The following is a 12,803-nucleotide window of genomic DNA, read 5'->3' as shown; positions in this document are numbered from 1 at the left end:
CTCACTTTTCCTGCTTGCGCAGCAGCAGCACCGCCACGCCCAAAATCACCACCGGCGCCACGGTCAGCGGCCAGAACGAGGCGGCCAGGTCGTGAAACCCCAGCGCCTTGTTGAACACCCCCCGGCTGATGGTGAACATGTGGCTGGCCGGATAAATCTCGCCGATCCAGCGCCCCGCACCCTCCAGCGACGACACCGGGTTGATCAGGCCGCCAAACTGGATGGCAGGCAGCATGGTGCCGATCATGGTGAAGAACATGGCCGCAAGCTGGCTGCGCACCAGGGCCGACGCCAGCAGGCCCAGCCCGGTGGCGCTGATGGCAAACAGCAGCGTCGCCAGTGTGAGCGTGGCCAGGCTGCCGGTGACAGGCACGCCAAACACGGTCACGGCCAGCAGCAGCATCATGGCGAAATTGAGCATGGACAGCGCGAGATAGGGCAACTGCTTGCCCAGCAGAAACTCGGTGCGCGTGGTCGGTGTGACGTAGAGATTGATGATCGAGCCCAGCTCCTTCTCGCGCACCACGGCCAGCGCGGTCAACATGGCCGGCAGCATGAGCAGCAGGATGGGGATGACCGCTGGCACCATGGCCGGCAGGCTCTTGACGTCGGGGTTGTAACGAAACCGCGTTTCCACGTTCACGTTGCCCACAGGCGCTGCGCCGGTGCGCGCTGCAATCGTCTGCACCAGCCAGTACTGGTGCATGCCCTGCACATAGCCGGCCACGGTTTCCGCGCGCTGCGGCATGGCACCATCGATCCAGGCGGCGATCTCGGCCTGCTCGCCGCGCTCCGCATGGCGGGCAAAGCCGCTGGGGATTTCCAGCGCCAGCGAAATTTTGCCGCTGCGCAGGCGCTGGTCCATGTCGGCATCGTCCAGCAAAGGCGGCTGCTCGCTGAAGTAGCGCGAGCCCGCAAGCTGCAGCGCATAGTCGCGGCTCAGCGCGGTCTGGTCGCGGTCGAGCACCGCAAAGCGCAGGTCTTCGACATCCATGCTGATGCCGTAGCCCATCACAAACATCAGCAGCAGCGAGCCCAGCAGCGCCAGCGCGCCGCGCACCGGGTCGCGCTGCAACTCCAGCGACTCGCGCCAGGCATAGCTGTAGAGGCGCCGCAGGCTGCGCCGCCAGGCGGGCTCGCGGGGCGGCGCAGCAGTGGTAGCGAGCGGGTCCTGCGTGGCTTCGGGCGTATCCGCCGCGCCGCCGCCGGCCTGCACCAGGCAATCGATAAAGGCCTGCTCCAGCGTCTGCGCTGCGTGCGCCGCCACAATGGCCTGCGGCGTATCGCTGGCAAGCACCCGGCCCGCGTGCATGAGCGAAATACGGTCGCAGCGCGCAGCCTCGTTCATGAAATGGGTCGAGATGAAGATGGTCACCCCATCGCGGCGCGAGAGCTCGATCATGAGGCGCCAGAAGTTGTCGCGCGCGATCGGGTCGACGCCCGAAGTCGGTTCGTCGAGGATCAGCAGCTCGGGCTTGTGCACCATGGCGACGGCGAGCGAGAGGCGCTGGCGGTGGCCGAGCGGCAGTTTCTCGGGCAACAGATCCAGAGAGTCCTGCAGGCCAAAGCGCTGCGCCATCTCGGCGGCGCGGCCCGCGACTTGCGCTTCGGGCACATGGAACAGGCGCGCGTGCAGCAGCAGGTTCTGCTCCACCGTCAGTTCGCCATAGAGAGAGAAACCCTGCGACATGTAGCCCACGCGCTGGCGCGTGGCGATGTCCTTGGGGTCCACCGCATGGCCGAACAGCAGCGCACTGCCCTCGGTGGCGGGCAGCAGGCCCGTGAGCATCTTCATGGTGGTGGTCTTGCCGCAGCCGTTCGACCCCAAAAAACCAAAAATCTCGCCCCGGCGGATGCGCAGGCTGACCGCATCGACTGCGGTGAAATCGCCAAACCGCATGGTCAGGCCCTGCGCCTCGATGGCCACCTCTTGCGCCTGGGCGTCGGACAGGGGCGGAATGTCGACCGCCCGGTGCCCGCGCCGCCGCTCCTCGGGCAGCAGGCCGATGAAGGCGGCTTCCAGATCCGCAGCACCCGTGCGCTCCAGCAGGCCACCGGGCGTGCCTTGCGCCAGAATGCGGCCCTCGTCCATCGCGACGAGCCAGTCAAAGCGCTGCGCCTCGTCCATGTAGGCGGTGGCCACCACCACGCTCATGCCGGGGCGCTGCTGGCGGATGCCCTCGATCAGGTCCCAGAACTGCGCGCGGGCCAGCGGATCGACGCCGGTGGTGGGCTCATCGAGAATCAGCAGGTCAGGGTCGTGGATCAGCGCGCAGCACAGGCCGAGCTTTTGCTTCATGCCGCCCGAGAGCTTGCCTACAGGGCGCACCAAAAATGGCTGCAAGCCGGTGGCGCGGGTGAGCTGGTCGATGCGCCGGCGACGCTCCCGCGCGCCATGGCCGAACAGGCGCGCAAAAAACTGCAGGTTCTCTTCGACCGAGAGCGTGGGGTACAGGTTTTTGCCCAGGCCCTGGGGCATGTAGGCAATGCGCGGGCAAACGCGGCGCCGGTGGCCAGCACGCGCCATATCGCCCCCCAGCACCTGCACCCGCCCCTGCTGCACCACGCGTGCCCCCGCCATCAGCGCCAGCAGGCTGGACTTGCCCACCCCGTCGGGGCCGATCACGCCCACCATGCAGCCTGCCGGCACGTCCAGGTCGATATCGGCCAGGGCCTGTACCTGCCGGTAACGCAGCCCCACACCCGCCAGCCGCGCCACGGGCGCCAAGCCCGCGTCGTTCACGGCTGCCCTTTGATGGCCAGGTGCTCGGGCCACGCGGCCTGCGGGTCGGTGCGGATCCAGGCCATGCCGGGCAGCCCGGTCTTGACCTGCTCGATGTGGCGCAGCAGCAGTTCGCGGTCGATCTGAGCACGCACGCGGAACATGAGTTTTTGCCGCTCGCTGGCGGTTTCCACGGTCTTGGGGGTGAACTGGGCCGTGCTGGCCACAAAGGACACGCGCGCCGGAATCACGAACTGCGGCGCGGCATCGAGCACGATGCGCACCTCGCTGCCCAATGCCACCCGGCCTGCCACGGTCTCCGGCAGGAAGAAGGTCATGTACACATCCGACAGGTCGACAAGGCTCAGCACCCTGGCGCCCCCCGCCACGATTTCCCCAGGGTGTGCAATGAGAAACTGCACGCGGCCGTCGCGCGGGGCCTTGAGCTCGCTCTCCGCCAGATCCACATCAATGCGCTGCAGCGTCGCCTCCATGGCCTGCACATTGGACTGGGCGGCTGGAACCTGGGTGCGTGCGGCATCCACCCCGGCCTGGGCCGCACGGGCCTGGGCCTGGGCGGCGCTCAGGGCGGCCTGCAGGTTGCGCACCTTCCCCCGGTCGTCGTCGAGCGCCTGGTCGGACAGAAAGCCGTCGCGGGCGAGTTGCTCGGTACGCGGCAGGCGGCGCTGAGCCATCTGCAGATCGGTTTCGCGCTGCACCACCTGCGCCAGCACTGCCTGGTGGTTGCCCAGCGCCTGCGCCACCTGCACCTGGCTGGTGGCCACCGCCTGGCGCGCCTGCTGCAGCCGGGCCAGCGCCTCATCGCGCTGTGCCTGCAAACCGTCGAGCTGCAAGCGGGCCAGCACCTGCCCCGCCTTGACGAAATCGCCCTCGGACACCAGCAGTTCGCGCAAGCGGCCAGGCTGTTTGCTGGCCACGGCGATTTCCGTCGCCTCGATGCGGCCATTGCCGCCCACCAGAGCGGCCTGCGTGCCATCGGCGCGCCAGGGTGCCCAGGCGGCCACCAGCGCAGCGCCCACCACCAGCAGCGCACCCGCCGTGAATGCGGATTTCCATTGGATCTTCATGGGACTATTGTCCTGCGGATTGAGGCGCCTGCTTCGGCGCAAAGGGATTGCAGACCTCCAAACCCAACGCATGAAAGTCGGCCACGTTGCGCGTAGCCACGGTCAGCCCATGCACCTGGGCCGTGGCGAAAGTCATGGCGTTTTCATAAAGCGCGTCCGCAAGCAGCCATTGCTTGAACGACGGGCACGCAGCCGCCCGCAAGCATCGCCGCCTTTAATTTGATAGCTGCTAGCGCTTAATCCATCAGCGCTAGAGCCATATTTTCTTCAAACTCAAGCCGGTGCCGAGGTCCGGATCAGGTGGTCAAACGCGCTCAGCGCGGCGGTGGCACCTGCCCCTGCGGCAATCACGATCTGTTTGTACGGCACCGTAGTGCAGTCACCGGCAGCAAACACGCCGGGGACGTTGGTGCGGCCATGGGCATCGATCACGATTTCGCCGAACTTCGACAATTCGACCGTGCCCTTGAGCCAGTCGGTGTTGGGCAGCAGGCCGATCTGCACAAAAATGCCTTCCAGCGCGATCTGTCGCACCTCGCCGCTCGTACGGTCCTTGTAGGTGATGCCGTTGACTTTATGACCGTCGCCGTTGACCTCGGTGGTCTGGGCATTCAGGATGATGTTGACGTTGGGCATGCTGCGCAACTTGCGCTGCAGCACGGCGTCGGCCTTGAGTTCCGGCGCGAATTCAAGCACGGTGACATGCGCCACCACGCCCGCCAGGTCGATGGCGGCCTCGATGCCCGAGTTACCGCCGCCGATCACCGCCACGCGCTTGCCCTTGAACAGCGGGCCGTCGCAGTGCGGGCAGTAGGTGACGCCCTTGGTGCGGTATTGGTCCTCGCCGGGCACGTTCATGTTGCGCCAGCGCGCGCCGGTGGACAGGATCACGGTGCGGCTGCGCAGCGTGGCGCCGCTTTCGAGCTGCACCTCGATCAGGCCGCCTTCGGTGGTGGCAGGCGTCAGTTGCTTGGCCGCTTGCAGATTCATGATGTCGACCTCGTAGTCGCGCACATGGCGCTCCAGCGCGGCGGCGAACTGCGGGCCTTCGGTCTTCTGGATGGAGATGTAGTTTTCAATATCGACCGTGTCGAGCACCTGGCCGCCAAAGCGCTCGGCCGCCACGCCGGTACGGATGCCCTTGCGCGCGGCATACACAGCGGCCGCGGCACCCGCAGGGCCACCGCCGACGATGAGCACATCAAACGCCTCTTTGGCGTTGAGCTTGGCCGCGTCTTTGGCAGCAGCGCCCTTGTCGATCTTGCCGACGATTTCAGCCAGCTCCATGCGGCCTTGGGCGAAACGCTCGCCGTTGAGAAAAACCGTGGGCACGCCCATGATTTCGCGCTCGGCAATCTCGCTCTGGAACAGGCCGCCGTCGATGGCGGTGTGGGTGATGCGCGGGTTGAGCGCGCTCATGAGGTTGAGCGCCTGCACCACGTCAGGGCAGTTGTGGCACGAGAGCGAGTAATACGTCTCGAAGTGGAAATCCCCGTCGAGCCCCTTGATCTGCTCCAACAGTTCAGCCGCTTCCTTGGAAGGGTGGCCGCCCACATGCAGCAACGCCAGCACCAGGGAGGTGAATTCATGGCCCAGGGGCACGCCGGCAAAGCGCACGCCACTGTCCACGCCGGGGTTGGTGATGAGGAACGAGGGCTTGCGCACGCCCGGGTCGTTCTTCTCGACCACGGTGATCTTGTCCGACTGGGCGCAGATGTCTTCCAGCAGCTCGCGCAGCTCGTTCGACGTGGCGCTGTCGTCCAGCGTGGCCACCAGTTCTACCGGGCGCTGCAGGCGTTCCAGGTAGGCTTTCAACTGGGTTTTAAGGGTGTCGTCGAGCATGGCAAAACTCCTGAATTTTCGATTTATGGGCGTAAAAAAGCCCGGGCGCCAGGCACCCGGGCGTCTTGGTCAATGCAACTGACGGGGTGGCGATCCGCTTAGATCTTGCCAACCAGGTCGAGCGACGGGGCAATGGTCTTGGCGCCTTCGTTCCACTTGGCGGGGCAGACTTCGCCAGGATGCGCTGCCGTGTACTGGGCTGCCTTGAGCTTGCGCAGGGTTTCCTTCACATCACGGGCGATTTCGTTGGAATGCACTTCCATGGTCTTGATGATGCCATCGGGGTTGACGATGAAGGTGCCGCGCAGTGCCAGGCCTTCTTCTTCGATGTGCACGTCAAAAGCACGCGTCAGCTTGTGCGTGGGGTCGCCCACCAGCGGGAATTGGGCTTTGCCGACCGCAGGAGAGGTCTCATGCCAGACCTTGTGCGAGAAATGCGTGTCGGTGGTGACGATGTACACCTCGGTGCCGGCCTTCTGGAACTCGGCGTAGTGCTCGGCGGCGTCTTCCACTTCAGTGGGGCAATTGAAGGTGAAGGCGGCGGGCATGAAGATCACCACAGACCACTTGCCCTTGAGGCTTTCTTCGGTCACGGTGACGAATTTGCCGTTGTGAAAGGCTTCGGTCTTGAAGGGCTGGACTTGGGTGTTGATCAGGGACATGGTTGCTACCTTTCATGGATGGAATGTGAACACAGGGGAGAGTATGGGCCGGTTTTGCGAATAATTCCAATCAATTGATTGAATGACATCAATCGTTTTTAGCTATTCAATGCAATACCCCTATGGTTTTGGCTGTGCTGCTCCCCTACGGCGCCCAGTGGAGTAGGCTTGCAAATTCACGGCAGGCCGCTGCCCTCCTTTTTTTGAACCTTTCAGGAGTCACCCATGCAAGGCGATCCCCAAGTCATTGGCCATCTGCAGGCCCAGCTCAAAAACGAACTGACCGCCATCAACCAGTACTTTCTGCACTTTCGCATGCTCAAGCATTGGGGCTTCGACAAGCTGGCCAAGAAAGAATACGAAGAGTCGATTGGCGAGATGAAGCACGCCGACCTGCTGATGGACCGCATCTTCATGCTCGATGGCCTGCCCAATCTGCAGGACCTGGGCAAGCTGCAGATCGGCGAGGATGTGGCAGAAATCCTGGCTTGCGACCTGCGCGCCGAACAAGGAGCCCAGGCCACGGTCAAGGCGGGCATGGCGCATTGCGAGACCGTAAAGGACTATGTATCGCGCGACCTGCTGCAAAAAATTCTGAACGACACCGAGGAGCACATTGACTTCCTCGAAACCCAGATTGCCCTGATCGACAAGGTGGGCCTGCCCAACTACCTGCAGTCGCAGATGGGCGAGAACGAATAAGCTTGCGCCCTGCCCACGCAGGCCAGTGCTTCCAACGGGCTTCGGCCCGTTTTTTATGCCCGACCCTGGCTCCGCTCAACGCCTTATCCTTGCACCCATGAATGCCACCGAGCCCACCCCCGCCGACGACAGCCACGCAACCCCTGCGACACCGGCAAGCGCTCCGCCGCGCCCGCAGCAGCCGCGCAACCCTTTGCACGGCGTGACGCTGGAGGCCATGGTGACGGCACTGGCCGAATACTTTGGCTGGGAGGGCCTGGGCCAGCAGATCCCCGTGCGCTGCTTCCAGGTGGACCCCAGCGTGGGCTCCAGCCTCAAGTTTTTGCGCAAGACGCCTTGGGCGCGCGAGAAGGTCGAGAGCCTTTACCTGTTCATGCTGCGCGAGCAAAAGCGCAGCGCCGCCAGCGGGCGCTGAACAGCGCCTTATTCCGTATCCAAATCATTGGTGTCTAGGCGCAAAGCCTACGATCAGTGCTGTAGCACGGCTAGGCGAAGCAACAACGACACGGATGGTTTAGAAATGGAATTACCCGCCCGGGGTCGCCAGGAAGTCACGGCTGATGCCATCGCCCAGATCGCTCACACGGTCCAGAAACTGGGTCAGAAAGGCGTGCATGCCCGTCGCCAGGATGTCATCGATACTGCCGTACTGCAGGTCGGCCAGCAGCCGCCCGGCGCGCCGCTCGGTGTGGTGCGAATGTTCATTGGACACCAGGGCAAGGCTGTCCACCACCTCGCGCAGGCTGGCATGCAAGGAGCGCGGCATGTCGCGCCGCAATATCAGCAGCTCGGCCACGCGCTCAGGCGTGATCACATCGCGGTACACCTTGCGATAGACCTCGAAGGCAGACACGCTGCGCAGAATGGAGCTCCAGTGGTAGAAATCGGCCTCCGGCTCACGCCCACTGGCGGCGCCATGAAAATCGTTCGCCACGGCGTGGAACTTCACATCGAGCAGGCGCGCCGTGTTGTCGGCCCGCTCCAGAAAAGTGCCCAGGTGCAGAAAGTGGAAGGCCTCATCCTGCAGCATGGTGCCCAAGGTAACACCGCGCGAGAGGTGCGAGCGGTACTTCACCCACTCAAAGAACTGGCCCGGGTCGCGCTCGAAGGCGCCGCTGGCCAGCAAGCGGTTCAACTCCAGCCAGGTCTGGTTTTGCGTTTCCCAGACCTCGGTGGTGAGCGCACCGCGCACGGCGCGCGCATTCTCGCGTGCGCCGCGCAGGCACGAGAGGATGGACGATGAATTGCCGCCGTCGCGCACCATGAAGTCCAGCACGCCTTCGCGCGTGACCGTCCCGTGGCGTGCCGTGTAGGCGGGAATCAGCTCGCTGATCGAGAGCATGCCCAGCCAGCCCGCCTGGGCGCGTGCGGCGGACTGCGGCAGCAGTGCGGTCTCGTAGCCCACGTTCAACATCCGGGCAGTGTTTTCTGCCCGCTCGGTGTATCTCGACATCCAGAACAGGTGGTCAGCGGTACGACTCAGCATGCAACCTCCTCGGGCAGAAAACCCCGCACGCGCTGCGCGCGTCGGCCGTGTTTTAGTGAAAGCCCGCCTGCGACGGTCTTTTGGTGAACGCATAACAAGTGCTTCGCACAGTTGTTAGCGTCCCCCCTGTTTACTGGCGTAAACAGAACTGCCCGCTCGGTGTATCTCGACATCCAGAACAGGTGGTCAGCGGTACGGCTCAGCATGGCGTGCTCCCTTCTTCCTGCAGCACCCAGGTGTCCTTGGTGCCGCCCCCTTGCGACGAATTGACAACCAGCGAGCCCTCCTTGAGCGCCACCCGCGTCAGCCCCCCGGCCACCATCTGCACTTTTTCGCCCGACAGCACGAAGGGCCGCAGGTCGATGTGGCGCGGCGCGAGACCACTGTCCACAAAGGTCGGGCAGCTCGACAGGCTGAGCGTGGGCTGCGCGATATAGCGGGCCGGGTCGGCCACCAGAGCGCGGCGGAAATCCTCGATCTCGGCGCGCGTTGCCGCCGGACCGATGAGCATGCCGTAACCTCCCGCACCGTGCACCTCCTTGACCACCAGCTCGGGCAGGTGGTCGAGCACGTAGCGCAGATCGTCCGGTTTGCGGCACAGCCACGTAGGCACATTGGCCAGCAGGGGTTCCTCGCCCAGGTAGAAGCGGATCATCTCGGGCACATAAGGGTAGACCGATTTGTCGTCGGCCACGCCCGTGCCCACGGCATTGCAGATCGCCACGTTGCCTGCGCGGTAAACCTCCATCAACCCGGCGCAGCCCAGTGTGCTGCGGGAGCGAAACACCTGGGGGTCTAAAAAATCGTCGTCCACGCGGCGGTAGATCACGTCCACCCGCTGCAGGCCGCGCGTGGTGCGCATGTAGACGAACTTGTCGCGCACCACCAGGTCCTGCCCTTCCACCAGCTCCACCCCCATTTGCTGTGCCAGAAAGGCATGCTCGAAATAGGCGCTGTTGAGCATGCCGGGGGTCAGCACCACCACGGTGGGCTCAGACGCACCTGCGGGGGCGCTGGCGCGCAGGGTGTCGAGCAACAGGTCGGGGTAATGCGCCACGGGCGCCACCGGGTGCATGCCAAACAGGTCGGGGAAGAGCCGCATCATCATCTTGCGGTTTTCCAGCATGTACGACACGCCCGAGGGCACGCGCAGGTTGTCTTCCAGCACGTAGTACACGCCTTCGCCCTGCGCGTTGGCGGCGCGCACGATGTCGATGCCGGCGATATGCGCGTAGATGTCCCGGGGAACCTGCAGTCCGACCATTTCGGGGCGGTACTGGGCGTTGTGCAGCACCAGATCGGTCGGCACGATACCGGCGCGCAGGATGTCCTGGCCGTGGTACACGTCGCGAATGAAATGGTTGAGCGCAGCCACGCGCTGCACCAGCCCGCGCTCCAGTTGCGTCCACTCCTGCGCTGGAATGATGCGCGGCACGAGGTCAAACGGGATCAGGCGCTCGTTGCCCGCCCCGCCTTCGTCCTTGTCGCCATACACCGCAAAGGTGATGCCCACGCGGCGAAAAATCATCTCGGCCTCGGCACGGCGCGCCTCCATGGTTTCGGGCGCCTGGCGCGCAAGCCAGTGGCCATAGCGCTTGTAATGGGCGCGCACATCACTGCCATCAAAGGGCAACAGGGCGTACATCTCGTCAAATTTCTGCATCGCAGGCCTCCTGGGGTCAGGATAGCAAGTTGTACACCAGCTCTGTGCCCATCAGGGAACGCGGTGCTGCCAGTAGCGGGGATGTTCGTCCCGCTCACAGCGCGCCAGCCCCGGCTGGGCCGAATGCCATGTGGCAGCCCCGCAATGCGGCGAGACCACGGCATCGATACCCTGTGCCTGCAGGCGCTGCAAGACTTCAGGCGCAGGGTGGCCGAAGCGGCTGCGATAGGCCGCCTGCACCAACGCGGTGCGTGGCTGCACCGCAGAAAGAAAGACGGCACTGGACGAGGTTTTGCTGCCATGGTGGGGCAACAACAGCAGGTTGGCCTTCAAGGGTGCTGCGCGCGCCACCAGGGCCTGTTCTTGTGCGCTTTCGATGTCCCCAGCCAGCAGCGCTGCGGTTCCGTTGGCCGACGTGATGCGCAGCACACAGCTGAGGGTATTGGGGCGTACGGCGCGCTGGCCCGGAGCCCCTTCAGTCGCACCCGGCAAGGGGTGCAGCACTTCGAATGCCACGTGATCCCAGGTCCAGCGCTGGCCTGCTAGGCAGGGCGCAGCAGGCCCCAGCGCGCGCAGCGTTTCATCCCCGGCAATGGAGCCCGTCAGCACGGCCTGGGGCTGCTGTGCCATGACGGCCGCTGCCCCGCCGGTATGGTCGCTGTCGCGGTGGCTGAGCATGAGCATGTCGAGGCGCACGCCCAGCGCCCGCAGCAGCGGCACCAGCACGCGGCCACCGGCATCGCTGTCCACCCCGAAGCGCGGGCCGGTGTCGTACAGCAGGCTGTGCGTGGCGGTGCGTACCAGCACGGCATTGCCCTGGCCGACATCGGCTGCCAGCACCTCAAACTGCCCTGGCACCGGGCGCGGCGACTGCCACAGCAACACCGGCACCAATAACGGAACGCCCAATGCACGCACCGGCCACGGCAGCCGCAAGGCCAGCAGCACACCGCCGGCCACCCCTGCCACGCCCGCCCACAAAGGCGCCGCCGGTAGCCACAGCGAGGCCCAGGGCCAGGCCGCCAGCCATTGCAGCACGGCCACCAGCGGCAGCACTGCCGCACCCGCCCACTGCCACAGCGGTGCCCACAGCACACCCGCCAACGCCAGCGGCGTTACCACCAGGGTCACCCAGGGAATCGCCAGCAGATTGGCCACCAGCCCCACCAGCGACACCTGCCCAAACAGCAGCAACCCCAAGGGCGTGAGCGCCAGCGTGACGATCCATTGTTCACGCAATAAAGCATTAAATCTGCCTCTAACGCCCGCTGGATAAGCGCTAACAGCTCTACTATCAGTAGCAAACAAAACAGCCACCGCCACAAAGCTGAGCCAAAACCCCGCTTGCAGCAAAGCCCACGGATCGGGCACCACCACCACCGCGCAGGCCAGCAACCACACCTGCGGCCAGGGCCAGCGCCGCCCCGACAGGCGCAGCAGCGCCACCGTGGTCAGCATCAGCACGGTGCGCTGTGCCGGCAGCCCCCAGCCACTGAACAGGGCATACAGCGCCGCCAGCAGAACGCCACAGACCAGCGCGGCCGAAGGCGCCGGCACGGCAAGGCACAGGCGCGGTGAACGGCGCCAGAGCCACTGCACAGCCGCAGCGGCCAGCCAGGCAAACAGCGTGATGTGCAATCCAGAAATACTCATGAGGTGCGCTACGGACGTGGCGCGGAAAACATCCCAGTCGCCGCGGTCGATGGCGCGCTGGTCGCCCGTGACCAGCGCCGCCACCACACCGGCAACACGCACCGCCTGCGCATCCGTGCGGTCGGGCGCCAGGCGCGTGGTGATGGCGTCGCGTACCGTCTGGCGCAGGCGCTCAACCGGGTGCCGCCAGGTTTCCCCGATGCGCTGGGGCGGCGCATCCCGTGGCCCTGCACGCACATAGCCCGTAGCCTGCACGCCTTGCTCCCACAGCCAGAGTTCGTAATCAAACCCGTGCGGGTTGCGCGCCCCGTGCGGGGCCTTCAGGCGCACCATCATCTGCCAGCGCTCACCAGGGCGCATGGGCAGCGGCTGGCGCTGCAATGTGGCCAGATCCGGAGTCTCCTGCCACAAGCCCCGGTACCAGGCCAGGTCGATCAGCGTGGGCAGGCGCACCGGCTGCCCGTTCTGGTGTGCGGACTCCACCTCCAGGCGCAGCCGCAGCGCTGCATCGCCCAGCTGCGGCATGGTGGCCACGATACCGGTCACCTGGATGTCCTGGCCCTCCAGCGATGGCGGCAAAGATTGCGCGGCGAAATGCGCAGCGCGCAGTCCTGTCAGCGCCCCGACCAGCAGGGCCGCCAGCCCGGCCCAGGCCAGCGCCCGCCCCCACACCGGGCCGCGCTGCGGCGCCCAGCGCCACAGCACCACGGCGCTGATGCCTGCAAGACACAGCAGCACGCCATACACCCAGCCAGGCCATAGCGCTGCCTGCTGCATTTGCAGGGCGGCCCCCAGCACGGCGCCCAGCAGCGCCGACGCGCCCCCATCACTGTGCCGTGCAGCGGTATGCGGCGCTGCGGTGTCGGACAGGAGCGGGCGATCAGAAAGCAATGGCATGGACGCATGCTACGGCAGGCCCTGTGTTCTGAAAATGGCGGTCAACGCCACCTGGGAGTCTGTCGGGCTTGGGGCGTCGAAAGCGAGA

11 protein-coding genes are annotated in these 12,803 nt (G+C 65.3%); 2 read left to right on the top strand and 9 right to left on the bottom strand.

Features of this window, described 5'->3' with window-relative positions; translation table 11 throughout:
• Window position 1: 1 nt before the first annotated feature.
• The 5 genes from rbbA to ahpC form a co-directional block, all read right to left on the bottom strand.
• Entirely contained in the window at window positions 2–2,743 is a 2,742-nt protein-coding gene (rbbA, locus tag C8D04_RS02865; RefSeq protein WP_116003517.1) for a ribosome-associated ATPase/putative transporter RbbA, read from the bottom strand.
• The gene (locus C8D04_RS02860) at window positions 2,740–3,810 is read right to left on the bottom strand and encodes an HlyD family efflux transporter periplasmic adaptor subunit (RefSeq protein ID WP_116003516.1); all 1,071 of its coding nucleotides are present in this window, start codon (window positions 3,808–3,810) and stop codon (window positions 2,740–2,742) included. The genes rbbA and C8D04_RS02860 overlap by 4 nt, the downstream gene beginning before the upstream one ends.
• Window positions 3,811–3,814: 4 nt before the next feature.
• Entirely contained in the window at window positions 3,815–3,946 is a 132-nt protein-coding gene (locus C8D04_RS19090; RefSeq protein ID WP_255415502.1) for a hypothetical protein, read from the bottom strand.
• Between the two features lie 137 nt (window positions 3,947–4,083).
• The gene (gene ahpF / locus C8D04_RS02850) at window positions 4,084–5,652 is read right to left on the bottom strand and encodes an alkyl hydroperoxide reductase subunit F (protein ID WP_116003514.1); all 1,569 of its coding nucleotides are present in this window, start codon (window positions 5,650–5,652) and stop codon (window positions 4,084–4,086) included.
• Between the two features lie 98 nt (window positions 5,653–5,750).
• Window positions 5,751–6,314 carry an alkyl hydroperoxide reductase subunit C gene (ahpC, locus tag C8D04_RS02845; RefSeq protein WP_116003513.1) on the bottom strand — a complete coding sequence of 188 codons (564 nt, stop codon included), beginning with the start codon at window positions 6,312–6,314 and terminating at the stop codon, window positions 5,751–5,753.
• Between the two features lie 225 nt (window positions 6,315–6,539).
• On the opposite strand from ahpC, the gene bfr reads away from it, so the two are divergent.
• Complete coding sequence (gene bfr / locus C8D04_RS02840) at window positions 6,540–7,016, top strand: bacterioferritin (protein WP_116003512.1); 477 nt, start codon at window positions 6,540–6,542, stop codon at window positions 7,014–7,016.
• Window positions 7,017–7,113: 97 nt separating this feature from the next.
• Window positions 7,114–7,431: a VF530 family protein gene (locus tag C8D04_RS02835; protein ID WP_116003511.1), complete on the top strand. Its 318-nt coding sequence runs from the start codon at window positions 7,114–7,116 to the stop codon at window positions 7,429–7,431.
• Between the two features lie 111 nt (window positions 7,432–7,542).
• Here C8D04_RS02835 and C8D04_RS02830 read toward each other — a convergent pair whose 3' ends face one another.
• From C8D04_RS02830 to C8D04_RS02815, 4 genes are read right to left on the bottom strand one after another with little or no spacing between them, the layout of a single operon-like run.
• Entirely contained in the window at window positions 7,543–8,502 is a 960-nt protein-coding gene (locus tag C8D04_RS02830) for an alpha-E domain-containing protein (protein WP_116003510.1), read from the bottom strand.
• On the bottom strand, window positions 8,496–8,708 hold the full coding sequence (locus tag C8D04_RS02825; protein WP_116003509.1) for an alpha-E domain-containing protein: 213 nt from the start codon (window positions 8,706–8,708) through the stop codon (window positions 8,496–8,498). Before C8D04_RS02825 ends, C8D04_RS02830 begins: the two co-directional genes overlap by 7 nt.
• Window positions 8,702–10,165, bottom strand: a complete 1,464-nt coding sequence (locus tag C8D04_RS02820; RefSeq protein ID WP_116003508.1) for a circularly permuted type 2 ATP-grasp protein — start codon at window positions 10,163–10,165, stop codon at window positions 8,702–8,704. The genes C8D04_RS02825 and C8D04_RS02820 overlap by 7 nt, the downstream gene beginning before the upstream one ends.
• A gap of 51 nt (window positions 10,166–10,216) precedes the next feature.
• Window positions 10,217–12,595, bottom strand: a complete 2,379-nt coding sequence (locus C8D04_RS02815) for a DNA internalization-related competence protein ComEC/Rec2 (protein ID WP_233521226.1) — start codon at window positions 12,593–12,595, stop codon at window positions 10,217–10,219.
• Window positions 12,596–12,803: the final 208 nt, after the last annotated feature.

Origin of the sequence: Simplicispira sp. 125 (assembly GCF_003096555.1) — a bacterium.
Classification (GTDB): domain Bacteria; phylum Pseudomonadota; class Gammaproteobacteria; order Burkholderiales; family Burkholderiaceae_C; genus Simplicispira.
Note: the sequence above shows the minus strand (reverse complement) of the source record. Positions and strands in the feature narration are given on the sequence as shown.

What these genes read in the sequence shown, in the direction of transcription:
- C8D04_RS02815 (WP_233521226.1), bottom strand. Translation starts at nt 12,595, where the DNA reads ATGCAGCAGGCAGCGCTATGGCCTGGCTGGGTGTATGGCGTGCTGCTG.
- C8D04_RS02830 (WP_116003510.1), bottom strand. Translation starts at nt 8,502, where the DNA reads ATGCTGAGTCGTACCGCTGACCACCTGTTCTGGATGTCGAGATACACC.
- ahpC (WP_116003513.1), bottom strand. Translation starts at nt 6,314, where the DNA reads ATGTCCCTGATCAACACCCAAGTCCAGCCCTTCAAGACCGAAGCCTTT.
- C8D04_RS19090 (WP_255415502.1), bottom strand. Translation starts at nt 3,946, where the DNA reads ATGACTTTCGCCACGGCCCAGGTGCATGGGCTGACCGTGGCTACGCGC.
- C8D04_RS02860 (WP_116003516.1), bottom strand. Translation starts at nt 3,810, where the DNA reads ATGAAGATCCAATGGAAATCCGCATTCACGGCGGGTGCGCTGCTGGTG.
- C8D04_RS02820 (WP_116003508.1), bottom strand. Translation starts at nt 10,165, where the DNA reads ATGCAGAAATTTGACGAGATGTACGCCCTGTTGCCCTTTGATGGCAGT.
- C8D04_RS02825 (WP_116003509.1), bottom strand. Translation starts at nt 8,708, where the DNA reads ATGCTGAGCCGTACCGCTGACCACCTGTTCTGGATGTCGAGATACACC.
- ahpF (WP_116003514.1), bottom strand. Translation starts at nt 5,652, where the DNA reads ATGCTCGACGACACCCTTAAAACCCAGTTGAAAGCCTACCTGGAACGC.
- C8D04_RS02835 (WP_116003511.1), top strand. Translation starts at nt 7,114, where the DNA reads ATGAATGCCACCGAGCCCACCCCCGCCGACGACAGCCACGCAACCCCT.
- bfr (WP_116003512.1), top strand. Translation starts at nt 6,540, where the DNA reads ATGCAAGGCGATCCCCAAGTCATTGGCCATCTGCAGGCCCAGCTCAAA.